Genomic DNA, 23,369 nt, shown 5'->3' with positions numbered 1-23,369 from the left:
ACGCACCTGCAGCCGCCCACGGCCCGAAACCAGCCCGGCCCTGCCGCGCAGCGCTACGCCCCCGGCGAACACTCCCATCTCCGGGATTCCCCGAAGGGACCCGCGCGTTAGGGTCCATGAATACCAGGGCAGAGGAGTCCCCGAACGGCTCCGAGCCCCGCAGGGAAACGTGAGACGGCCCGGCGCCGTCGTAAGACGAGCAGGTGGATACGTGACGAATCTGATGCCTTCAGCCGCCGGCGAGCCTTCCATCGGTGGTGGCCTCGGTGACCAGGTCTACAACCGGCTGCTCAACGAGCGGATCATCTTCCTCGGCCAGCCGGTCGACGACGACATCGCCAACAAGATCACCGCACAGCTGCTGCTCCTTGCCGCCGACCCGGACAAGGACATCTACCTGTACATCAACAGCCCCGGCGGTTCGATCACGGCCGGCATGGCGATCTACGACACCATGCAGTTCATCAAGAACGACGTGGTGACCATCGCCATGGGTCTCGCGGCGTCCATGGGGCAGTTCCTGCTCAGCGCGGGCACCCCCGGCAAGCGCTTCGCGCTGCCGAACGCCGAGATCCTGATCCACCAGCCCTCCGCCGGCCTGGCCGGTTCGGCCTCGGACATCAAGATCCACGCGGAGCGGCTGCTGCACACCAAGAAGCGCATGGCCGAGCTCACCGCCCAGCACACCGGGCAGACGGTCGAGCAGATCACCCGCGACTCGGACCGCGACCGCTGGTTCGACGCCTTCGAGGCCAAGGAGTACGGCCTCATCGACGACGTGATTCCCACGGCCGCCGGTATGCCGGGCGGCGGCGGCACCGGGGCCTGAGCGGTCCCCACGGGGCCTGTGGCGCCCCGTGAGGCCCACGGAGCCCTCCCGGGCCCCAGCGACCCCAGACAGCCCCAGCCGACCGCCTCAGCCCCTTTCAGGAGACACCGTGAACCAGTTCCCCGGCAGCGGGATCTACGACCGTATGCACGCCGTGCAGGACATGAGCGGCTCGCAGGGCCGCTACACCGGCCCGCAGGCCGAGTCCCGCTACGTCATCCCCCGCTTCGTCGAGCGCACCTCCCAGGGCATTCGCGAGTACGACCCGTACGCGAAGCTCTTCGAGGAGCGCGTGATCTTCCTCGGCGTCCAGATCGACGACGCCTCCGCCAACGACGTCATGGCGCAGCTGCTGTGCCTGGAGTCGATGGACCCCGACCGTGACATCTCGGTCTACATCAACAGCCCCGGTGGCTCCTTCACGGCGCTCACGGCGATCTACGACACGATGCAGTACGTGAAGCCGGACATCCAGACGGTCTGCATGGGCCAGGCCGCCTCCGCCGCCGCCGTCCTGCTGGCCGCCGGTACGCCGGGCAAGCGCATGGCCCTGCCGAACGCGCGCGTGCTGATCCACCAGCCGTACAGCGAGACCGGCCGCGGTCAGGTCTCCGACCTGGAGATCGCCGCCAACGAGATCCTCCGGATGCGCTCGCAGCTGGAGGAGATGCTGGCCAAGCACTCCACCACGCCGGTCGAGAAGATCCGCGAGGACATCGAGCGCGACAAGATCCTCACGGCCGAGGACGCGCTGAGCTACGGCCTGATCGACCAGATCATCACCACCCGGAAGATGGACAACTCGAGCCTGCGTTGAGGCGAGAGGCTGTAACGTCTGCCGCCCCTTGGCACGGTTTGGCTCGGTTCACGTCAAAGCGAACCGCGCCAAGGGGGGCCCGAACGGGGGGCCCGGCAAGGTACCGTCGACATAAGGCAGCACCAGGAGTCCGCTGGACGTCGACGTCCAGGAGTCTCCCAGGCGAAGGGGAAGCACACCGTGGCACGCATCGGTGACGGCGGCGATCTGCTCAAGTGCTCGTTCTGCGGCAAGAGCCAGAAGCAGGTCAAGAAGCTCATCGCAGGGCCCGGTGTGTACATCTGCGACGAGTGCATCGATCTCTGCAACGAGATCATCGAGGAAGAGCTGGCCGAGACCAGCGAGGTCCGCTGGGAGGAGCTCCCGAAGCCCCGCGAGATCTACGAGTTCCTCGAGGGCTACGTGGTCGGCCAGGAGGCCGCCAAGAAGGCCCTCTCCGTGGCGGTGTACAACCACTACAAGCGTGTGCAGGCCGGTGAGAACGGCGGGGCGAACGGCCGCGACGACGCCATCGAGTTGGCGAAGTCCAACATCCTGCTCCTCGGCCCCACGGGCTCCGGCAAGACCCTCCTCGCGCAGACCCTCGCGCGCATGCTGAACGTCCCCTTCGCGATCGCCGACGCCACGGCCCTCACGGAGGCCGGATACGTCGGCGAGGACGTCGAGAACATCCTCCTCAAGCTGATCCAGGCGGCCGACTACGACGTCAAGAAGGCCGAGACCGGGATCATCTACATCGACGAGATCGACAAGGTCGCGAGGAAGAGCGAGAACCCCTCGATCACCCGCGACGTGTCGGGCGAGGGCGTCCAGCAGGCCCTGCTGAAGATCCTGGAGGGCACCACGGCCTCCGTGCCGCCGCAGGGCGGGCGCAAGCACCCCCACCAGGAGTTCATCCAGATCGACACGACGAACGTGCTGTTCATCGTGGGTGGTGCCTTCGCGGGCCTGGAGAAGATCATCGAGGCCCGGGCCGGCGCCAAGGGCATCGGCTTCGGCGCGCAGATCCGCTCCAAGCGCGAGATGGAGTCCAAGGACCAGTTCCAGGAGGTCATGCCGGAGGACCTGGTCAAGTTCGGCATGATCCCCGAGTTCATCGGCCGTCTCCCGGTCATCACCTCGGTCCACAACCTCGACCGCGAGGCCCTGCTCCAGATCCTCGTCGAGCCGCGCAACGCGCTGGTCAAGCAGTACCAGCGCCTCTTCGAACTCGACGGCGTGGAGCTGGACTTCGAGCGCGAGGCCCTGGAGGCCATCGCCGACCAGGCCATCCTCCGCCAGACCGGCGCCCGGGGTCTGCGCGCCATCATGGAGGAAGTCCTCCAGGGCGTGATGTACGAGGTCCCGTCCCGCAAGGACGTCGCCCGGGTCGTCATCACGGCGGACGTCGTCCAGTCGAACGTCAACCCGACCCTGATCCCGCGGGATGCGCGGGGGCGGGGGCCGGGGGAGCAGAAGACGGCGTGACACAGACGTGAAGGAAGGGCCCCGGTCGATGACCGGGGCCCTTCCCTTTTGGCGTTTCGTCCGCCGTCAGACCTTCACCCGGATCTCCGGGCGGATCTTGGTGGCGATGTCGATCGCGGTGTCCTTGCTGGTCTCCTGCGTGGCCTCACGAGACGAGACGACGGCGATCGTGCTGTAGTCGGCCCAGGCGCAGAACCAGTTGGTCTGCTCCTTCTTGGTCATCGGGTCCGGCCCCTTGGTCGCCTGGCACTTCATGACCGCGCCGTCCAGGTCCGCCTCCTCCGGCTCCCCGAGCAGCTCGGTCTTCCCGCCGCTGCTGGAGGAGGAGTCCTTCTCGGCCGACTTCTTGAAGTTGGCGAAGAACGTGTCCAGGGCAGCCTCGGGGTCGGAGATCTCACCGTAGACGCCGAAGAACGAGGCGCTCTTGGCCGTCGCCATCTGAGCCGCGGACGACGGGTCCGTGGGGTCGTACTTGGTGGGGTCCACGGTCGAGTAGGTGGCCAGCACCGACTTGCCGTCCTTGACGCCGCTCTTCTCCAGCTCCTTCGCGGAGTCGTCGCCGGCGGTCGCCCCGTCCTTGGTGATGCGGTTGTACTCGCTCATCACCTTCGCCGGCGTCGCCAGCTTGTGCGGCCCGTCGTCCTCCAGGGCGCCCGCGCCGCCGCCTCCGCCGATCACGAAGTACGCGCCGACGCCGATCGCCGCCACGACCGCGACCGCGCCGATGATCAGGCCCGTCTTCTTCTTGCCGCCGCCCGGGGCCGGGGGCTGGGGGATGCCGTAGGGGGCCTGGCCGTAGGGCGGCTGCTGGCCGTACGGGGGCTGCTGGCCGTAGGGGGCCTGCTGGGGCGGGATGCCCTGCGGGGGCTGCTGCGGGTAGCCGTAGCCGGGCTGGGGCGGAGGGGCCTGCTGGGGATAGCCGTAGCCGGGCTGGGGCGCCTGCGGCGGCTGGCCGTACGGGCCCGGCTGGCCGTACGGACCGGGCTGCTGGGGCTGCCCGCCGTACGGGCCCGGCTGGTTGTAACTCATGTTCTGGGTTCCCCTCCAGATGCTTATGTGTTCCGGACATCCTGGCGCAGACCCGCCGTGTGCATGGCATCGGGGGCCCCTTCGTTACGAAGCAAACGCGTTTCGGTACGGGCCGGTGACACCTCTAAACTGACCCCCGTGACCGAGAACGCTCAGCAGCAGCCACCAGCGCCCAGCACCGACCTGCCGACCCAGTACGCGCCGGCCGACGTAGAGGGGCCGCTGTACGAGCGCTGGGTAGAGCGGGGCTACTTCGAGGCGGACGCCAAGAGCGACAAGCCGCCGTACACGATCGTCATCCCGCCGCCGAACGTCACGGGCTCGCTCCATCTGGGGCACGCCTTCGAGCACACGCTCATCGACGCCCTGACCCGCCGCAAGCGCATGCAGGGCTACGAGACGCTGTGGCAGCCCGGCATGGACCACGCCGGCATCGCCACGCAGAACGTCGTCGAGCGGGAGCTCGCCAAGGAGGGCAAGTCCCGCCACGACCTGGGCCGTGAGGCGTTCGTCGAGCGCGTCTGGCAGTGGAAGGGCGAGTCCGGCGGCCAGATCAGCGGCCAGATGCGGCGGTTGGGCGACGGCGTCGCCTGGTCGCGTGAGCGCTTCACCATGGACGAGGGCCTCTCCCAGGCCGTCCAGACCATCTTCAAGCGGCTCTACGACGACGAGCTCATCTACCGCGCCGAGCGCATCATCAACTGGTGCCCCCGCTGTCTGACGGCCATCTCGGACATCGAGGTCGAGTACCAGGACGACGACGGCGAGCTCGTCTCCATGAAGTACGGCGACGGGGACGACACCATCGTCGTCGCCACCACCCGCGCCGAGACGATGCTCGGTGACACGGCCGTCGCCGTCCACCCCGAGGACGAGCGCTACAAGCACCTGGTCGGCAAGACGGTCAAGCTGCCGCTGACCGACCGCTCCATCCCGGTCGTCGCCGACGAGCACGTCGACCCCGAGTTCGGCACCGGTGCCGTCAAGGTGACCCCGGCGCACGACCCGAACGACTTCGAGATCGGCCAGCGTCACGGCCTCCCGGCCCTGACGATCATGGACGAGCACGCGGTCATCACCGCCCACGGTCCCTTCCAGGGCCTGGACCGGCTGGAAGCCCGCTCGGCGATCGTCGCCGCGCTGCGCGCCGAGGGGCGGATCGTCGCCGAGAAGCGGCCGTACGTCCACTCGGTCGGCCACTGCTCGCGCTGCAAGACGACGATCGAGCCGCGGCTGTCCATGCAGTGGTGGGTCAAGGTCGGCCCGCTCGCCAAGGCAGCCGGTGACGCCGTCCGCGACGGCAAGGTCAAGATCCATCCGCAGGAGATGGAGAAGCGCTACTTCGACTGGGTCGACAACCTCCACGACTGGTGCATCTCGCGGCAGTTGTGGTGGGGCCACCGCATCCCGGTCTGGTACGGCCCGAACGGCGAGGTCGTCTGCGTCGGCCCCGACGAGCAGCCGCCCGGCACCGAGGCCGAGGGCTGGCGCCAGGACACCGACGTCCTCGACACCTGGTTCTCCTCCGGCCTGTGGCCGTTCTCCACGCTCGGCTGGCCCGAACAGACCGAGTCGCTCGCGAAGTTCTACCCGAACGCGGTCCTCGTCACGGGCTACGACATCCTCTTCTTCTGGGTCGCCCGGATGATGATGTTCGGCCTGTACGCGATGGACGGCACCCCGCCGTTCCACACCATCGCCCTGCACGGCATGGTCCGCGACCAGTTCGGCAAGAAGATGTCGAAGTCCTTCGGCAACGCGGTCAACCCGCTGGACTGGATGGACAAGTACGGCTCCGACGCCCTGCGCTTCACCCTCGCCCGCGGCGCCAACCCGGGCGTCGACGTCCCGATCGGCGAGGACTGGGTCCAGGGCTCCCGCAACTTCGCCAACAAGATCTGGAACGCGACGCGCTTCGCGATGATGAACGGCGCGACGATCGAGGGCCCGCTGCCGGACGCCTCGAAGATGTCGTCGACCGACCGCTGGATCCTCTCCCGCCTCAACACGGTCGTCGCCGAGGTCGACGCCTTCTACGAGGACTACCAGTTCGCGAAGCTCTCGGACGCCCTGTTCCACTTCGCGTGGGACGAGGTCTTCGACTGGTACGTCGAGCTGTCCAAGACGACGTTCCAGGCGGGCGGCGAGGCGGCCGAGGTCTCCCAGCGCGTCCTCGGCGAGGTCCTCGACGTCACCCTGAAGCTGCTGCACCCGGTGGTCCCGTTCGTCACCGAGACCCTGTGGACCACGCTCACCGGCGGCGAGTCGGTCGTCATCGCCGACTGGCCCAAGGACAGCGGCTTCCGGGACGCCGACGCCGAGCGGGAGATCGAGTCCCTCCAGTCGGTCATCACCGAGGTCCGCCGCTTCCGTGCCGACCAGGGCCTCCAGCCCGGCCAGCGGGTCCCCGCCCGGCTGTCCCTGGACGGCACCCGGTTCGCCCCCCACGAGGCCGCCATCCGCCAGCTGCTCCGCCTCCAGCCGGAGGGCGAGTCCTTCACGGCCACGGCCACCCTCCCGGTCGCCGGTGCGGAAGTCGCCCTCGACCTCTCCGGCACGATCGACGTCGCGGCGGAGCGCAAGCGCCTCGCCAAGGACCTCGCCGCGGCCGAGAAGGAGAAGTCCCAGGCGAACGCCAAGCTCGGCAACGAGGCGTTCCTGGCCAAGGCCCCCGACCACGTCGTCGACAAGATCCGCACCCGCCTGACCAAGGCGGAGGAGGACATCACCCGCATCCAGGCCCAGCTGGAGCGCCTGCCGCAGGCGTAGTGGTTCGTACGGTCGTGAAGGCCCCCGCGCTTGTCGGCGCGGGGGCCTTCACGCGGTTCAGGGGCGCGGGGAACTGCGCGAGCGGCCCCCACGGACCCGCAGCCGCCCGGGGACACAAGCCACCGCGAACAATGCCGGCCGGTCTCCGTAGACTGGCCCCGTGAGCGAGCTCCCTCCAGACCACAACGCCGACGACCAGCCCGACCCTCTCGACGGCTTCGACGAGATCATCGCGGAGGAAACCACCCGCGACCCCGACCTCGCCGTCATCGAAGCCGGCAGCCGCACCCTGCGCACCCAGGGGGGTCCGCCCGACGCCGACATCCCCACGCGCCCCGCCGACCCCGAGGTCGACAAGGCCCTGCGCGAGGTCGAGACCGAGCTCGCCACCCGCTGGGGCGAGACCAAGCTGGAGCCCTCCGTCAGCCGTATCGCCGCGCTGATGGACGTCCTGGGGGAGCCGCAGCGCTCCTACCCGTCCATCCACATCACGGGGACGAACGGCAAGACCTCCACGGCCCGCATGATCGAGGCCCTGCTCGGCGCCTTCGAGCTGCGCACCGGCCGTTACACCTCGCCCCACGTGCAGTCGATCACCGAGCGCATCAGCCTCGACGGCGCCCCGATCTCCGCCGAGCGCTTCATCGAGACGTACCAGGACATCAAGCCGTACGTGGAGATGGTCGACGCCGCACAGGAGTACCGGCTGTCGTTCTTCGAGGTGCTCACCGGCATGGCGTACGCGGCCTTCGCCGACGCCCCCGCCGACGTGGCCGTCGTCGAGGTCGGCATGGGCGGCTCCTGGGACGCCACGAACGTGATCGACGGGGACGTCGCCGTCGTCACGCCCATAGACCTCGACCACACCGACCGGCTGGGCACCACGCACGCCGAGATCGCCACGGAGAAGGCCGGCATCATCAAGCAGGGTGCGACGGTCATCATGGCGCAGCAGCCGGTCGAGGCGGCGCAGGTGCTGCTGAAGAAGGCGGTCGAGGTGGACGCGACCGTGGCCCGGGAGGGCCTGGAGTTCGGCGTCGTCGAGCGGCAGGTCGCCGTCGGCGGGCAGCTGGTGACGCTGCGCGGGCTCGGCGGCGAGTACCCCGAGGTGTACCTGCCGCTGCACGGCGCGCACCAGGCGCACAACGCGGCCGTGGCGCTCGCCGCCGTCGAGGCGTTCTTCGGTGTCGGCGCGCAGCGGGCCGACGCACTGGATCTGGACACGGTCCGCAAGGCCTTCGCCGCCGTGGCCTCGCCGGGCCGGCTGGAGGTCGTGCGCCGGTCGCCGACGGTCGTGCTGGACGCCGCCCACAACCCGGCGGGCGCCCGGGCGGCCGCCGAGGCGATCGGGGAGGCGTTCCAGTTCAGCCGTCTGGTCGGCGTGGTCGGCGCGAGCGGCGACAAGAACGTGCGGGGGCTGCTGGAGGCCTTCGAGCCGGTGTTCGCCGAGATCGTGGTCACGCAGAATTCGAGCCACCGCGCGATGGACGCCGACGAGCTCGCCGGGATCGCCGTGGAGGTGTTCGGCGAGGACCGCGTCCAGGTCGAGCCGCGGCTTCCGGACGCCCTGGAGGCCGCCATCACGCTGGCGGAGGAGGAGGGCGAGTTCTCCGGCGGCGGTGTGCTCGTCACCGGTTCCGTCATCACCGTCGGCGAGGCCCGACTGCTCCTGGGGAGGGGCTGAGTCCCGTGCGCACGCTCTGTTCTTCGACGCTGATCGGCGAGTTCTTCGTCATCGGGTTCGCCGGTCTGGTCGCCATGAAGGACCCCGACCTGTCCATGGCGACGGTGTGGACGGTCAGCGGCGTCGCGATGTTCCTGTGTCTGGTGCTGTGCGGCCTGGTGACGCGCCCGGGCGGGGTCGCCCTCGGCTGGGCGCTGCAGATCGCGCTCATCGCGTCGGGGTTCATCGTGCCGACCATGTACTTCCTGGGTGCGGTCTTCGCGGCGCTGTGGTGGGCGTCCGTCCACTACGGGCGGAAGATCGACGAGGCGAAGGCGAGATTCGCGGAGCAGGCGAGCTCCTCCACGGCTGACGCTGCGTGACAGCCCTCCCGACACGCCGGGTAATCTCGTCCCACCGCAAGACCTTCACCCACAAGGAGCCCGTCGTGAGCCAGCGCACCCTCGTCCTCCTCAAGCCCGACGCCGTTCGTCGTGGCCTGACCGGCGAGATCATCAGCCGCATCGAGCGCAAGGCGGGCTGGACGATCACCGCGCTGGAGCTGCGCACCCTGGACCAGGACACGCTGGAGCAGCACTACGGCGAGCACAAGGGCAAGCCCTTCTACGAGCCGCTGGTGGACTTCATGGCCTCCGGCCCGGTCGTGGCGCTGATCGTCGAGGGTGAGCGGGTCATCGAGGGCGTGCGCGCTCTCGCCGGCCCGACCGACCCGATCGCCGCGGCGCCCGGTTCCATCCGCGGCGACTACGGCGTGATCGTCCGCGAGAACCTGATCCACGCCTCCGACTCCGAGGAGTCCGCCGAGCGCGAGGTGAAGATCTTCTTCCCCGGCCGGGCGTAGCCTCCGCACCTCACCAGCACATACGGCAGAGTCTGGGGGCGGGCCCCCCGGACTTTGCGGCATATGCGTGGCGATCGAGGGAACGATGGGCCCCGAACGCCCGTCTCCAGAAGCGAATGCGGTCGGCATCTGCTGACAATGGCGGAGACCCTCCCGCAGTGTTCGCGAAGGCGCGTCTACGATGGAAGCCTTCACGTCACAGCACCCACCTTTGCCTACCTGAAAAGCCCTCAAAAGCTCCTGGGAAGGCCAGACGAATCCTGATGGGGAACTCAATGTCGTTCATCGGCCGTGACATGGCTGTCGACCTCGGGACCGCCAACACGCTGGTGTACGTCAGGGGTCGCGGGATCGTACTCAACGAGCCGTCCGTCGTCGCGATCAACACCAACACCGGTGGCATCCTCGCGGTCGGTGCCGAAGCGAAGAAGATGATCGGGCGGACCCCCGGCAACATCGTTGCCGTGCGGCCGCTGAAGGACGGCGTGATCGCCGACTTCGAGATCACCGAGCGGATGCTCCGCTACTTCATCCTGAAGATCCACAAGCGGCGTTATCTGGCTCGTCCGCGGGTCGTCGTCTGTGTGCCCTCGGGCATCACGGGCGTCGAGCGCCGCGCCGTCATCGAGGCGTCGTCCCAGGCCGGCGCCCGTCAGGTGCACATCATCGAGGAGCCCATGGCCGCGGCCATCGGCTCCGGCCTGCCGGTCCACGAGGCCACGGGCAACATGGTGGTCGACATCGGCGGCGGCACCACGGAGGTCGCGGTCATCTCCCTCGGCGGCATCGTCACCGCCCAGTCCATCCGGGTCGCGGGCGACGAACTGGACAACGCGATCATCCAGCACATCAAGAAGGAGTACTCCCTCCTGCTGGGTGAGCGCACGGCCGAGCAGATCAAGATCACGATCGGTTCGGCGTACGACCTCGACTCCGACGAGCACACCGAAATCCGCGGCCGGGACCTGGTCTCCGGGTTGCCGAAGACCGTGGTCATCTCAGCGGCGGAAGTCCGCAAGGCGATCGAGGAGCCGGTCAACGCGATCGTCGACGCCGTCAAGACGACCCTCGACAAGTGCCCGCCGGAGCTGTCCGGCGACATCATGGACCGAGGAATCGTTCTGACCGGCGGCGGGGCGCTGCTGCGCGGTCTCGACGAGCGGCTGCGCCGGGAGACCGGCATGCCGATCCACATCGCCGAGGACCCGCTGGACAGCGTGGCGCTCGGATCCGGAAAGTGCGTCGAGGAGTTCGAGGCGCTCCAGCAGGTGCTGGACGCCCAGCCGCGCAGATGACATAACTCTTCGATTCCGCCGTACGGGACGATCTCCTCTCGTACGGCGGATCGTTGATATAGAGGCATAAGCTCCCACAAAGCAGCCCCTCGGGTTTCCCTGGGGCTTCCCGAATTCCTATGAGGAAGGGCACGGCCGCCGCACGTGAGGGACACACGAGAGAGCCGGCTGCTCCTGGTGCTGCTGATCGCCGTCGCGTTCGCGTTGATCACGGTGGACATCCGCGGTGGGGAGGACTCGCCCGTCGACGGTGCCCGCCAGGGTGCGGCGACGGTCTTCGGCCCGATCGAGAGCGGCGTCTCGGCCGCGGTCGACCCGGTCGGCAACGCGGTCTCCGCCATCCGCGACTCCGGAGAACGCCACGACCGGCTCGCCGCGCTGGAAGAGGAGAACGCGGCCCTGAAGGCGCGGCTCGGCAGCGACGACCGCAGCCGCAGCCGCCTCAAGCAGCTCGACAAGATGCTGAAGATCGCCGGCCGGGGCCAGTACGGCATCAAGGGCGCCCAGGTCATCGCCATCGGAGCGGCGCAGGGCTTCTCCTGGACCATCACCGTCGACGTCGGCGCCAACGACGGCATCAAACGCGACATGACCGTCCTGAACGGGGACGGCCTCGTCGGCCGCGTCACCACCGTCGGCCCCGACACCGCCACCGTGCTGCTGGCCAGCGACCCCGACTTCACGGTCGGCACCCGCATGGAGTCCGGCGACGAACTCGGCTTCGCCTCCGGGCAGGGCGACCGTCCGCTGCGCGTGGAGCTCCTCAACGGCAAGGCCGAGGTGAAGAAGGGCGACCGCCTGGTCACATTCGGCTCGCAGGCCGACCGGCCGTTCGTGCCCGGCGTGCCCGTCGGCGTGGTGTCCCGCGTGGACCCCTCCGGCGGCGGCCTGACCCGCACGCTGTACGTCACGCCGTACGCGGCCTTCACCAAGCTCGACATCGTCGGTGTCGTCGTCGAGGCCCCGAAGAAGGACCCGCGTGACACGGTGCTCCCGCCCAAGCCCAAGCCGACCCCCAGGCCGACGGTGACGGTGACCGTGACGCCGTCCGCCGAGGCACCCGTGGACGGCCAGAACCAGCAAGAGCAGTAGGAGCTGTCACCCCATGCGCGTCAACCGGATCCTGCTCTCCTCCGCCCTGGTCGTCGTCGCCCTGGTGATCCAGGTGAGCGTCCTCGCCCGGCTGCACCTGCCGGGCGCCGTACCCGACCTGCTGCTGCTCACCGTCCTCGGCCTCGCGCTGGTGTACGGGCACGTGGGCGGCGCCCTCGTCGGTTTCGGCGCGGGTCTGCTCGCCGACCTGGCCCCGCCCGCCGACCACGCGGCCGGGCGCTACGCCCTCGTGCTGTGCGTCGTCGGCTACCTCGCGGGCCTGGTGAAGCCCGAGACGGGCCGGCTGAAATCCGCGACCGGCCCCATGGTCGTGGTGGTCGCCGCCGCGGTCGCCTCCACCCTGCTGTACGCCGGGGTCGGCGCCCTCGTCGGCGACACCGCGGCCCGCCACGTCGGCCTCGGCAGCCTGCTGTTCACGGCCGCCCTGTACGACCTGCTGCTCGCCCCGTTCGTCGTGCCGGGTGTCATGGCGCTGGCCCGGCGCGCCGACAACGACCCGCTCGCCGAGTCCACCTCGGCCGCCGCCAAGGCCACGGACATCTCCTCCGGCTGGCTCTCCGGCGGCACCGGCCTGAAGATCGGCAGCCAGCGCAACGGACTGCGCGTGAAGGCCGCCCGGGCACGGATGGCGCGCGCCGGGCGCATCAAGGGGGTCAAGCGCCTGTGAACGCCCGGAAGTTCACCCGAACGGGGCGGTCCGGGAGGAACGCCGGCGCGTGGGCCCGTCGTTCCTCACTCGTATCCGCACACCCGTGCCCGGACACACCGTCGCACCCGCACATCCGTACGCGCACCGAGAGGGGGAGGCAGCCGCAGTGACCAACATTCCCGAGACCGGCAGGAACTCACGGGTCCAGATCCGGCTCGTCGTCATCCAGGTCCTCGTCCTCTCCCTCCTGCTCACCCTCGGCGGGCGGCTCTGGTACCTGCAGATCCGTGAGGGCGCCGCCTACGCCAAGGAGGCGTCGGGCAACCACGTCCAGCAGGTCGTCCAGCCGGCCGTCCGCGGCTCCATCCTCGACGCCCGCGGCGTGGCCCTCGCCGACAACGAGACCCGGCTGGTCGTCTCCGCGTCCCGCACGGACCTGCTGAAGATGAAGGACGACGGCAAGGAAGTCCTGACCAAGCTCGCCGGAGTCCTGGGCATGACGCCCAAGGAGGTCCAGGAGAAGGTCCGGCTGTGCGACGCCAAGACACCCCAGCCCTGCTGGAACGGCTCGCCCTACCAGCCCATCCCGATCACCGACGAGGCCACCGCCAAGCAGGCCCTGCAGATCCGCGAGCGCGCCGAGGACTTCCCCGGCATCACCGCCGAGCCGGAAGCCGTCCGCCGCTACCCGAGCCCCGGCAAGGCCAACTCCGCCCAGGTCCTCGGCTACCTCTCGCCGGTCACCGACGAGGAGATCAAGAAGGCGCAGAACACCGACTCGCCCTATCTGCGCTCCGACCAGGTCGGCCGCTCCGGCCTGGAGCGCCAGTACGACAAGGCGCTGCGCGGCAAGGCCGGCGTCACCCGCTACGAGGTCGACAACCTCGGCCGGGTCATCGGCCAGGCCGAAGCCGACCCGGCCCATCCCGGCGACAACCTCGTCACCAGCATCGACTCCCGGGTCCAGCGGATCGCCGAGTACCAGCTGAACGAGGCCATGAAGGAAGCCCGCAAGCAGCACGACCGCAACACGGGCACCAACTACAAGGCCGACTCCGGCGCCGTGGTCGTCATGGAGGCCAAGACCGGCCGCGTCGTCGCCATGGCCTCGAACCCCACCTACGACCCGAACGCCTGGGTGGGCGGCATCTCCGCCAAGGACTACACCCGCCTCACCGGCAAGAGCTCCAACTACCCGCTGCTCAACCGCGCGATCCAGGGCCAGTCGGCCCCCGGCTCCATCTTCAAGGTCATCCCGACGGCCGCCGCGATCAACGCCGGGTACTCCTTCGACGGCCCCTACAACTGCTCCAGCTCGTACTCCATCGGCGGCCAGGTCTTCAAGAACTTCGAGTCCCAGAACCACGGCCCCATCAGCCTCGGCCGCGCCCTGGAGGTCTCCTGCGACACCGTCTTCTACGCCCTCTCCCACGAGGAGTGGAAGCGCGACGGGGGCTCCAAGCCGAAGAAGAAGCCCCACGACTGGTTCTACAAGACGGCCCACCAGTTCGGCCTCGGCAAGGAGACCGGCATCGACCTGCCCAACGAGGTCACCGGCCGCGTCCCCGACCGCCAGTGGAAGCTGAACTACTGGAAGGCCAACAAGGACGCCTGGTGCCGCACCGGCAAGCGCAACGGCAGCTACGCCGAGAAGATCGCCTACGAGAACTGCCTCGAAGGCAACCGCATGCGCGCCGGTGACTCCGTCAACTACTCCATCGGCCAGGGCGACACCCTCGTCACCCCCATCCAGATGGCCACCATCTACGCGGCCATCTCCAACGGCGGCACCCTCTACAACCCCTCCGTCGGCAAGGCCGTCATCAGCCCCGACGGCAAGACCGTCACGCCGATCAAGCCCGAGTCGCACGGCAAGCTGCCGATGACGCAGAAGACGCGCGACGAGATAGACGAAGCCCTCGCGGGAGTCGCGACCCGCGGTACGGCCGCCTGGAGGTTCGGCGGCTGGCCGCAGGACAAGATCCCGATGCACGCCAAGACGGGTACGGCGGAGGTCTACGGCAAGCAGACGACCTCCTGGTTCGCCACGTACACCAAGGACTACTCGATCGTCATGACGATCTCCCAGGGTGGTACGGGCTCCGGCGCCTCGGGCCCCGCCGTCCGCAACATCTACAACGCGCTGTACGGCGTCTCCGAGGACGGCGACATCGACACCAAGAAGGCACTGCTGCCCACGCCGCAGAAGACCCTGCCGAAGATCAAGACGGACGGCACCATCGCCTCCCCGAAGGTCCCCAAGGACCCGGCCAAGGACCGCCAGGCGGACAAGAAGGACCCCAACGCCCCGGCGGACCCGCTCCAGCCGGCCACGTCGGCCCCGCCGTCCCCCGAGAACCGCGACACCCGAAGGCGCCGGCGCCGCCGGGGAAGCCGGAGGTTGCCCGCATGACCGGCGGAGTGAACAGCTTTCAGGTCTCCGGCTACGGACCCGAGCGCTCCGGCTGGACACGGCTGCTGGCCCGCGACTCGGTGGCACGGCGGCTCGACTGGCCGATCCTGCTGTCGGCGCTGACCCTGTCGCTGTTCGGCACGCTGCTCGTCTACTCGGCGACTCGCAACCGCACCGAGCTCAACCAGGGCGACCCGTACTACTTCCTCGTACGGCACCTGCTGAACACCGGCATCGGACTGGCCCTGATGGCCGGCACGATCTGGCTCGGCCACCGCGCCCTGCGCACGGCCGTGCCGGTCCTGTACGGCTTCTCGTTGCTGCTGATCCTGCTGGTGCTGACCCCGCTCGGCTCCACGATCAACGGCGCCCACTCCTGGATCAAACTGCCCGGCGGCTTCTCGCTCCAGCCGTCGGAGTTCGTCAAGGTGACGATCATCCTCGGCATGGCGATGCTGCTGGCGGCCCGGGTCGACGCGGGCGACAAGCAGTACCCCGACCACCGCACGGTCGTGCAGGCCCTCGGCCTGGCAGCCGTGCCGATGCTGATCGTCATGCTGATGCCCGACCTCGGGTCGGTCATGGTGATGGTCATCATCGTGCTCGGCGTGCTGCTGGCCTCCGGCGCGTCCAACCGCTGGGTGTTCGGCCTGCTGGGCGCGGGCACCCTCGGAGCGGTCGCCGTCTGGCAGCTCGGGGTGCTCGACGACTACCAGATCGCCCGCTTCGCCGCCTTCGCCAACCCCGCACTCGACCCGGCCGGCGTCGGCTACAACACCAACCAGGCCCGCATCGCCATCGGTTCGGGCGGCCTGACCGGCTCCGGCCTCTTCCACGGCTCGCAGACCACCGGCCAGTTCGTGCCCGAGCAGCAGACGGACTTCGTCTTCACCGTGGCAGGTGAGGAACTGGGCTTCCTCGGCGGCGGCCTGATCATCGTGCTCCTCGGCATCGTCCTGTGGCGGGCCTGCCGTATCGCCCGGGAGACCACGGACCTGTACGGCACGGTCGTGGCCGCGGGCATCGTCGCCTGGTTCGCCTTCCAGACGTTCGAGAACGTCGGCATGACCCTCGGCATCATGCCGGTCACCGGCCTGCCGCTGCCGTTCGTGTCGTACGGCGGCTCGTCGATGTTCGCCGTGTGGATAGCGGTCGGGTTGTTGCAGTCGATCAGGGTGCAGCGGCCGATGTCGGCCTAGCGTCCTGCAAGGGGGAATCCGACATGTCCGGGGAGTTCGTGGCCCGGTGCCCGGTCACCGAGGAGCTGGTGGGCCAGCTCCTCGCCCTGGCGGAGCTGGACCTGACCGACACCGGCGCCATCGAGGCACGGATGCGGGAGGCCGGCTGGCCCGACTGGTCGCAGGCGGTGACCGGACCGGCGTACGAGGACACCCCCGACGTCCCGGACGCCACCCATGTCAGCCCCCAGGGCCACTTCGTCACCTGTGACGGCGACGGCTCGCTCCACCTTCCCTTCGCCTACCTCTACTCGGTCGACGGCGGCCTCCTCGACGAGGACTGCTGGGGCCCCGTGCCCGGCTGGACCAGCGAGGAGGGCGCCTGGCGGCCGGAGTTCGACGCGCACTTCGCCGCCGTCGTGCAGCGCTTCACCGAGCGGCTGGGCCTGCCGGACCACGACATCCGGCAGCCCCGGTACGACACCCGGTACGTCAGCTGGCGCCTGGAGCACAACGTGCTGATCGTCGGGCAGGGCCCGGAGCCGCTGTCGTACCACCAGTTCGAGGACGCCCACGTCCGCCTCGTCTCCCGCACCGTCAAGGACGCGCCGTTCCCGGACGGCGAGGAGATGCGGGCCCTGCTGACGACCTGAGCGTGACCCTCCTCCCAGAGGGCGCCCACCACTGCTGTCCCGGCCTCCCGGGCACTAGATTTGATCCATGGCGGAGACGAAACGCGAGATCGAGCGCAAGTACGAATCCGACGAGAGCGGGCTTCCCGACCTGACCGGCGTCGCCGGCGTCGCGTCCGTGGTCGACAAGGGCATCGCCCACCTCGACGCCACCTACCACGACACCGCGGACGAGCGCCTCGCCGCGTCGTCCGTCACCCTCCGCCGTCGCACCGGCGGTTCCGACGCGGGCTGGCACCTCAAGTTCCCCATCGCCCCGGGCGTCCGCGACGAGATCCGCGCCCCGCTCACCGACACCCTCCCCGACGAGCTCGCCGCGCTGGTCCGCTCCCGCGTCCGCGACCGCGAACTGCTCCCGGTGGTCCGGCTGCGCTCCGACCGCGACGTACGCCACCTCCTCGACGCCGACGGCCGGCTGCTCGCCGAGGTGAGCGTGGACACCGTGCACGCCGAGCGGCTCACCGGGCGCGGCGGACAAGCACAGTGGACCGAGATCGAGGTGGAACTCGCCGACGGGGGAGACGCGTCCCTGCTCGACAAGGTCGACAAGCGGCTGCGCAAGGCGGGCGTCAGACCGTCGAAGTCGTCGTCGAAGCTCGCCCGCGCCCTGGAGGAGACCGCACCGGGGAAGCGGCGCAGGAGGCCCACCCGCGACCGCGAACCGGTGACCGCCGGAGACCACGTGCTCGCCTACGCGCGCACCCAGCGGGACGCGATCGTCGCACTCGACCCCGCCGTCCGCCGGGACACCGAGGACTCCGTGCACAGCATGCGGGTGGCCACCCGCCGGCTGCGCAGCACCTTCAAGTCGTTCGGCGCGATCCTCGACCGGGCCGTCACCGGTCCGGTCGCCGACGAGCTGAAGTGGCTCGCCGGTGAGCTGGGACGGGACCGGGACCGCGAGGTGCTGGCCGAGCGGCTGTTGTCGGCCGCCGGAGAGGTACCCGAGGAGCTGATGCGCGGCCCGGTCGTGGAGCGCCTGCGCGCCTGGTCGAGCGCCGAGCACAGTGGGGCCCGGGGCCACCTCCTCGGTGTCCTGGACTCCCGCCGCTACCTGACCCTGCTCGACACCCTCGACGCGCTGATCGCCGACCCGCCCCTGCTGCAGGCCGCCGGCAAGGCACCCCGCAAGCCCCTCGCCAAGGCCGTGCGGAAGGACTTCTACAAAGTGTCGAAGCTGGTCGAACGGGCGGCCGAGCTGGAACCCGGCACCGACCGCGACGTCGCCGTGCACGAGGCCCGCAAGAAAGCCAAGCGCACCCGCTACGCGGCGGAGGCGGCCGAACCGGTCCTCGGCAAGCCGGCCAAGACCATGGTCAAGTCCATGAAGGCCCTGCAGAACCTGCTCGGCGAGCACCAGGACAGCGTGATGGCCCGGCACACCCTGCGCGAGCTGTCGGCGGTCGCCCACGCGGCGGGGGAGAGCGCCTTCACCTACGGCCTCCTGCACGAGCGGGAGGAGCAGCGGGCACTGCGCGTGGAGGCCGAACTGCCCGGGTTCTGGGACGGGATCAAGGACGGTGCGGCGGATCTCTGATCTTCCGGCGTACGGAGGTACCCCGCGACCGCGTTAGTCTGGATGGTCACCCCTGTCAGTTCAGTCCAGCTCACGAAGGTGCGCGACATGCCTGCCGAAGTCGCTGCGTCGGTCTTCCCGCAGCTCGAAGCTCTGCTCCCGCATGTGCAGAAGCCGATCCAGTACGTCGGCGGAGAGCTCAACTCCACGGTCAAGGACTGGGACTCCTGTGACGTCCGCTGGGCGCTCATGTACCCGGACGCCTACGAGGTCGGTCTGCCCAACCAGGGCGTCATGATCCTCTACGAGGTGCTCAACGAGCAGCAGGGCGTCCTCGCCGAGCGCACCTACAGCGTGTGGCCGGACCTCGAGGAGCTCATGCGGGAGCACCACGTCCCGCAGTTCACGGTCGACAGCCACCGGCCCGTGAAGGCCTTCGACGTGTTCGGCCTGTCCTTCTCCACGGAGCTGGGCTACACGAACATGCTGGCCGCCCTCGACCTGGCCGGCATCCCGCTGGAATCCAAGGACCGCGGCCTGGACGACCCGATCGTCCTGGCCGGCGGCCACGCGGCGTTCAACCCCGAGCCGATCGCCGACTTCATCGACTGCGCCGTGATCGGCGACGGCGAGCAGGCGGTCCTGGAGATCACCGCGATCGTCCGCGCCTGGAAGGCCGAGGGCCGCCCCGGCGGCCGCGAGGAGCTCCTCTTCCGCCTGGCGAAGACGGGCGGGGTGTACGTCCCCGGCTTCTACGACGTCGAGTACCTGCCGGACGGCCGTATCGCCCGTGTCGTGCCCAAGCGCAGCGGGGTGCCGTGGCGCGTGTCCAAGCACACCGTCATGGACCTCGACGAGTGGCCGTACCCCAAGCAGCCGCTGGTCCCGCTGGCCGAGACGGTCCACGAGCGCATGTCGGTGGAGATCTTCCGCGGCTGCACCCGCGGCTGCCGTTTCTGCCAGGCCGGCATGATCACCCGCCCGGTGCGCGAGCGCTCCATCACGGGCATCGGCGACATGGTCGAGCAGGGCCTGAAGGCGACGGGCTTCGAGGAGGTCGGCCTGCTGTCGCTGTCCTCCGCCGACCACACGGAGATCGGCGACATCGCCAAGGGCCTGGCCGACCGTTACGAGGACGACAAGATCGGCCTGTCGCTCCCCTCCACCCGGGTGGACGCCTTCAACATCGACCTGGCGAACGAGCTGACCCGGAACGGCCGCCGTTCCGGCCTCACCTTCGCCCCTGAGGGCGGCTCGGAGCGCATCCGCAAGGTCATCAACAAGATGGTCTCGGAAGAGGACCTGATCCGTACGGTCGCGACGGCGTACGGCAACGGTTGGCGTCAGGTGAAGCTGTACTTCATGTGCGGCCTGCCGACCGAGACCGACGACGACGTCCTGCAGATCGCCGACATGGCGACGAAGGTCATCGCCAAGGGCCGCGAGGTCTCCCGCTCCAACGACATCCGCTGCACGGTCTCGATCGGCGGCTTCGTCCCCAAGCCGCACACGCCGTTCCAGTGGGCCCCGCAGCTCTCCGCCGAGGAGACGGACGCCCGGCTGCAGAAGCTGCGCGACAAGATCCGCGGCGACAAGAAGTACGGCCGCTCGATCGGCTTCCGCTACCACGACGGCAAGCCCGGCATCGTCGAGGGCCTCCTCTCCCGCGGCGACCGCCGCATCGGCGCCGTCATCCGCGCGGTCTACGACGACGGCGGCCGCTTCGACGGCTGGCGCGAGCACTTCTCGTACGACCGCTGGATGGCCTGCGCGGACAAGGCGCTGGAGCCGTACGGCGTGGACGTCGACTGGTACACCACCCGTGAGCGCACCTACGAGGAGGTCCTCCCCTGGGACCACCTCGACTCCGGGCTGGACAAGGACTGGCTCTGGGAGGACTGGCAGGACGCCCTCGACGAGACCGAGGTCGACGACTGCCGCTGGACGCCGTGCTTCGACTGCGGGGTGTGCCCGCAGATGGACACCAGCATCCAGATCGGCCCGACGGGCAAGAAGCTGCTGCCCCTGACCGTGAAGAACGCCGCGCCGGCTCCTGGAGGGCACGCGCACTGAGGTGCGTCGCGTGAGGCTCTGCACCTGTCGGAGCCGCGACGCAGCGCTGTCACGACCACTGAGCCCCCTTCGATACGGAGGGGGCTCAGTGCGTCTTGGCGCCTGCCTGGCGGAAAGGGCTGCACGGGCGGCTTGGAGCGGCTCGTGGAGGGGCGTCAGCGCAGGAGTTCGCAGATCCTGAACAGCAGCATCGTGACGGCGATGAAGGCGCCCCCCGCACAGGTCACCGCGCCGAAGATCGTCGCGTGGAGCAGGATGGCCAGCACGCCTGCTGTGAGGCCCGTGAGGAGGCCGAGCAGTAAGGCGATGATGACGAGCAGAGCTCGCTGCGACAGCCCCCCCAGCAGGAGGCGGCGGCAACTGAGTCATGAGGTGCCTCCCACAGGACTCGGTATGGGACCGGTGGTGAAGGCCCAACCGTGGCTCTGGCGTGTGACACGACTCGCGTTACTATCTGCCATGAGGCTTCCTGGTTCATTCGAGTGGACGAGGGCGCTTCGCGGTGGGGGAGTACTCGGACGATGCTTGCCGGCTGACCGGGCGCTCCCCTTCTCGCTGTGAAAAACTCTCCGCGTGCTTGGCCGAAAAGACGCTTGCCGCTTTGCGGAGCACCATGTGCCTGTTCAGCTTTCCATGCACGACCCCTTCTTCGACGTCGAGATCATCGGTTTTCGGTGGCCTTGGCAGTCAAGGCTCCTGCCGTCATACTGACGGCCAGGCGCTGACTGTGCCGTCGGTACCGCAGTGCGGGATTGGGGGAGTCGTGACCTTTCCGGATCCGATATCGGAGTGGCGGAAGAGTTCCGCCAGTGGGCCGGAAAACTGCGTAGAAGTCCTTCTGGGCCGTCCTGTCATGGTCAGGGATTCGAAAGTGTCCGAGGGGCCTCGCCTTGCGGTTGGTTCCACGGCGTGGGCCTCCTTTCTGGATTCCCTGTCCCGGCACTACGCCGCGAGCTGAGGGAGATTCGCACTCCACTCGGTGATGGACTGGGCGTAACGGTTCTCGATCTCCCAGAATGCTTCGAGGTAGTTCTCGACGCTCCGTTGCACGCCGACGATCGCCTTGCTGTTGAGGATGACGCTTCCGTCGGGATTCTCGAGATACACCACCCGTTCCTGCTCGGCCTTGGCGAACTCGAAGATGACATACGGTGAACGCAGCAGGGGGTAGAGGCCGCTGCTGAAAGGCACCACTCCGACGCTCACGTGGTCCAGCGCGCTGACGTGTCGCAGGTGCCGGATCTGGGCCTCCATCAACTCGCCGCTGCCCACCACACGCCGGAGCGCGGCCTCGTCGATCAGGAATCGGAGCTCGGTGCTCGACGATTCGTTCAGCATGCGTTCCTGGCGCTTCAGGCGGAGGTCGAGCAGCTCCTCCTTCTCCGGCACCACGGACTGCTGAAGGGCGACGCGCGCGTACTCCTCGGTCTGCAGCAGTCCGGGGACGAACAGCGCCTCGAAATTCCGGATGACGGACGAGGACGCCTCATAACCGAGGTAGGACTGGAATCCCTCCGACAGCAGGGACCGGTACTCGTACCACCAGGGCTGCCGACGTGCTTCCTCCCCGGCGCGAAGCAATGTCGCCTTCTCCTCCGGGTCCACGTCATAAAAGTTGATCAGCGCTTTGAGGTCGGTCATGGAGATCTTCACCCTGCCCGACTCCAGTCGCATGACTTTCGACAGGGACCATCCAGTCTCTCGCGCAACATCGGGCTGCGAGTACCCCGCCTTTTTGCGCGCCTCTTGAAGCTGGGAGCTCAGGACGTGTCGGTAGAACATCGGGTCGGCATCGCGCATGAAAAGCTCCTTCTGGTGCCACAGGTCGTACCGCCGCCAGGCACTCCGACCGTGTTCAGGACGACCAGTTTCGCAAGGCTACGCGGATTTCTGCCACGTGTCACTATGCCGCACGGCTCCATGCCTCCACCGCGTATTCAGAAGGGATGCACGGGATGAGTGGGAAAGAATGGAACGCCTATGCGTTCCATGCGGACGCATTGTCGATGCATTCACTCACGCGGGTGACTTCCGTGACCGCAGTCCCCATGAATTGCCCTCGCTGCTCCCCCGGCTCACCGGGAAACGGGGAAACATCGGCCCCGGTGCTCGTCTCGCGCCCGTGTGGGCGGGAAACGGGAGGTGAGAGGGGCGTTGTGAGGGGGACCCGCAGGGCAGGTCGAGTCGGTGACGCTCCCCCGGGGGATCGGCCCGACCAGGTTCCCCCAGTTCGGAATATGTGCTGGGGGAGCCGTCAGGCCAGGCGGCCCTCTTCGCAGACCCGCCGGGCGACCTCGCGGAGCTTGATGTTCTTCTCCTGGGAATAGCGCCGCAGCACGTCGAAGGCCTGCTCCTCCGTGAGGTGGTGGCTGCCCATGAGGATGCCCATGGCCTCACCGATGATGTGCCGGGTGGCCAGCGCCTGCTCCATCTGAGCGTGGCTGCGGGCGCTGGAGAAGGCGACCGCGGCGTGCGAGGCCAGCAGCCAGCCGGCCGTCTCACTGTCGTCGGTGAAGGATCCCGGCCGGTGCCCGTAGAAATTGAGCGCGCCCAGATCCTCGTCGTCGGTGTACAGCAGGAAGCCCATCATGCTGCCCACGCCCAGATCGCGGGCGCGCGCGGCGTAGGCGGGCCAGCGGTCCTGTTCGGCGGTGAGGTCGGCGATGCGGAACACACGCTCCCCGTTGCTGGTCCGGGCCGCGTCGAAGCAGGGGCCCTGCGTGAGGCGCTCCTGGAGCCGGTCGCTCTCGATCACCATGTCGTCGGTGGGTGCCAGTGTCTCCACGCGCTTGCCGTGTAGGAGGAGGATGCCGGCCGCGTCGCACCCGGCCACGCGCTCCGTGGCCGCTTTGGTGATGTGCTGGAGGGTGGCCAGGACCGTCTCCTGGGCGAGCAGGTCGCGCGCCATGGACGCCATCTGCTGTGCGAACACGCGCCAGTCCACCGTCGTCCTCCTCGTTCGGGTGCTCCCGGCTCTCCGGGTGCTCCGAGTGCCGGGCATTCC

At 68.9% G+C, this 23,369-nt stretch carries 19 protein-coding genes; 16 read left to right on the top strand and 3 right to left on the bottom strand.

Going from position 1 to position 23,369, the window contains the following annotated elements; all coding sequences use genetic code 11:
* Positions 1–223 precede the first annotated feature (223 nt).
* The 3 genes from ACFV20_RS30920 (at position 224) to clpX (ending at position 3,113) form a co-directional block, all read left to right on the top strand.
* Complete coding sequence (locus ACFV20_RS30920; protein WP_030240055.1) at positions 224–829, top strand: ATP-dependent Clp protease proteolytic subunit; 606 nt, start codon at positions 224–226, stop codon at positions 827–829.
* Between the two features lie 109 nt (positions 830–938).
* Positions 939–1,646 carry an ATP-dependent Clp protease proteolytic subunit gene (locus ACFV20_RS30915; RefSeq protein WP_308122550.1) on the top strand — a complete coding sequence of 236 codons (708 nt, stop codon included), beginning with the start codon at positions 939–941 and terminating at the stop codon, positions 1,644–1,646.
* Positions 1,647–1,826: 180 nt separating this feature from the next.
* Positions 1,827–3,113 carry an ATP-dependent Clp protease ATP-binding subunit ClpX gene (gene clpX, locus ACFV20_RS30910; RefSeq protein ID WP_031114127.1) on the top strand — a complete coding sequence of 429 codons (1,287 nt, stop codon included), beginning with the start codon at positions 1,827–1,829 and terminating at the stop codon, positions 3,111–3,113.
* Positions 3,114–3,179: 66 nt separating this feature from the next.
* Here the strand turns inward: clpX and ACFV20_RS30905 are convergent, their stop codons facing one another.
* The gene (locus ACFV20_RS30905) at positions 3,180–4,142 is read right to left on the bottom strand and encodes a hypothetical protein (RefSeq protein ID WP_385662591.1); all 963 of its coding nucleotides are present in this window, start codon (positions 4,140–4,142) and stop codon (positions 3,180–3,182) included.
* Between the two features lie 138 nt (positions 4,143–4,280).
* Between ACFV20_RS30905 and ACFV20_RS30900 the strand changes: the two genes are divergently transcribed.
* The 13 genes from ACFV20_RS30900 to ACFV20_RS30840 all read left to right on the top strand — a co-directional run bounded on the left by ACFV20_RS30900 (position 4,281) and on the right by ACFV20_RS30840 (position 21,323).
* A complete protein-coding gene (locus tag ACFV20_RS30900) occupies positions 4,281–6,911 on the top strand; it encodes a valine--tRNA ligase (RefSeq protein WP_385662588.1) in 2,631 nt (876 codons plus the stop codon).
* A gap of 160 nt (positions 6,912–7,071) precedes the next feature.
* Positions 7,072–8,595 carry a bifunctional folylpolyglutamate synthase/dihydrofolate synthase gene (locus tag ACFV20_RS30895; protein ID WP_385662585.1) on the top strand — a complete coding sequence of 508 codons (1,524 nt, stop codon included), beginning with the start codon at positions 7,072–7,074 and terminating at the stop codon, positions 8,593–8,595.
* 5 nt (positions 8,596–8,600) lie between these two features.
* Positions 8,601–8,957: a DUF4233 domain-containing protein gene (locus ACFV20_RS30890; protein WP_385662582.1), complete on the top strand. Its 357-nt coding sequence runs from the start codon at positions 8,601–8,603 to the stop codon at positions 8,955–8,957.
* 65 nt (positions 8,958–9,022) lie between these two features.
* Complete coding sequence (ndk, locus tag ACFV20_RS30885; protein ID WP_030836243.1) at positions 9,023–9,436, top strand: nucleoside-diphosphate kinase; 414 nt, start codon at positions 9,023–9,025, stop codon at positions 9,434–9,436.
* A 275-nt stretch (positions 9,437–9,711) separates the two neighbouring features.
* Positions 9,712–10,731: a rod shape-determining protein gene (locus tag ACFV20_RS30880; RefSeq protein ID WP_004001297.1), complete on the top strand. Its 1,020-nt coding sequence runs from the start codon at positions 9,712–9,714 to the stop codon at positions 10,729–10,731.
* Between the two features lie 144 nt (positions 10,732–10,875).
* Positions 10,876–11,823 carry a rod shape-determining protein MreC gene (gene mreC, locus ACFV20_RS30875; RefSeq protein ID WP_385662578.1) on the top strand — a complete coding sequence of 316 codons (948 nt, stop codon included), beginning with the start codon at positions 10,876–10,878 and terminating at the stop codon, positions 11,821–11,823.
* A gap of 13 nt (positions 11,824–11,836) precedes the next feature.
* The gene (gene mreD / locus ACFV20_RS30870) at positions 11,837–12,511 is read left to right on the top strand and encodes a rod shape-determining protein MreD (protein ID WP_385662575.1); all 675 of its coding nucleotides are present in this window, start codon (positions 11,837–11,839) and stop codon (positions 12,509–12,511) included.
* 148 nt (positions 12,512–12,659) lie between these two features.
* Positions 12,660–14,906, top strand: a complete 2,247-nt coding sequence (mrdA, locus tag ACFV20_RS30865; RefSeq protein WP_385662572.1) for a penicillin-binding protein 2 — start codon at positions 12,660–12,662, stop codon at positions 14,904–14,906.
* A complete protein-coding gene (rodA, locus tag ACFV20_RS30860) occupies positions 14,903–16,105 on the top strand; it encodes a rod shape-determining protein RodA (protein WP_385662570.1) in 1,203 nt (400 codons plus the stop codon). Before mrdA ends, rodA begins: the two co-directional genes overlap by 4 nt.
* A 23-nt stretch (positions 16,106–16,128) precedes the next feature.
* Complete coding sequence (locus ACFV20_RS30855; protein ID WP_385662567.1) at positions 16,129–16,737, top strand: hypothetical protein; 609 nt, start codon at positions 16,129–16,131, stop codon at positions 16,735–16,737.
* Between the two features lie 67 nt (positions 16,738–16,804).
* Positions 16,805–18,313: a CHAD domain-containing protein gene (locus tag ACFV20_RS30850; RefSeq protein WP_385662565.1), complete on the top strand. Its 1,509-nt coding sequence runs from the start codon at positions 16,805–16,807 to the stop codon at positions 18,311–18,313.
* Between the two features lie 87 nt (positions 18,314–18,400).
* Positions 18,401–20,365, top strand: coding sequence for a TIGR03960 family B12-binding radical SAM protein (locus tag ACFV20_RS30845; protein WP_385662563.1), 1,965 nt, complete (start codon positions 18,401–18,403; stop codon positions 20,363–20,365).
* A 613-nt stretch (positions 20,366–20,978) separates the two neighbouring features.
* Positions 20,979–21,323, top strand: coding sequence for a DUF397 domain-containing protein (locus ACFV20_RS30840; RefSeq protein WP_385662635.1), 345 nt, complete (start codon positions 20,979–20,981; stop codon positions 21,321–21,323).
* Here the strand turns inward: ACFV20_RS30840 and ACFV20_RS30835 are convergent.
* On the bottom strand, positions 21,308–22,165 hold the full coding sequence (locus ACFV20_RS30835) for a helix-turn-helix domain-containing protein (protein ID WP_385662560.1): 858 nt from the start codon (positions 22,163–22,165) through the stop codon (positions 21,308–21,310). The genes ACFV20_RS30840 and ACFV20_RS30835 overlap by 16 nt on opposite strands.
* A gap of 454 nt (positions 22,166–22,619) precedes the next feature.
* A complete protein-coding gene (locus ACFV20_RS30830) occupies positions 22,620–23,309 on the bottom strand; it encodes a GAF and ANTAR domain-containing protein (RefSeq protein ID WP_385662558.1) in 690 nt (229 codons plus the stop codon).
* Positions 23,310–23,369: the final 60 nt, after the last annotated feature.

The sequence above is a fragment of the Streptomyces sp. NPDC059696 genome (assembly GCF_042733745.1).
Taxonomy (GTDB): domain Bacteria; phylum Actinomycetota; class Actinomycetes; order Streptomycetales; family Streptomycetaceae; genus Streptomyces.
Note: the sequence above shows the minus strand (reverse complement) of the source record. Positions and strands in the feature narration are given on the sequence as shown.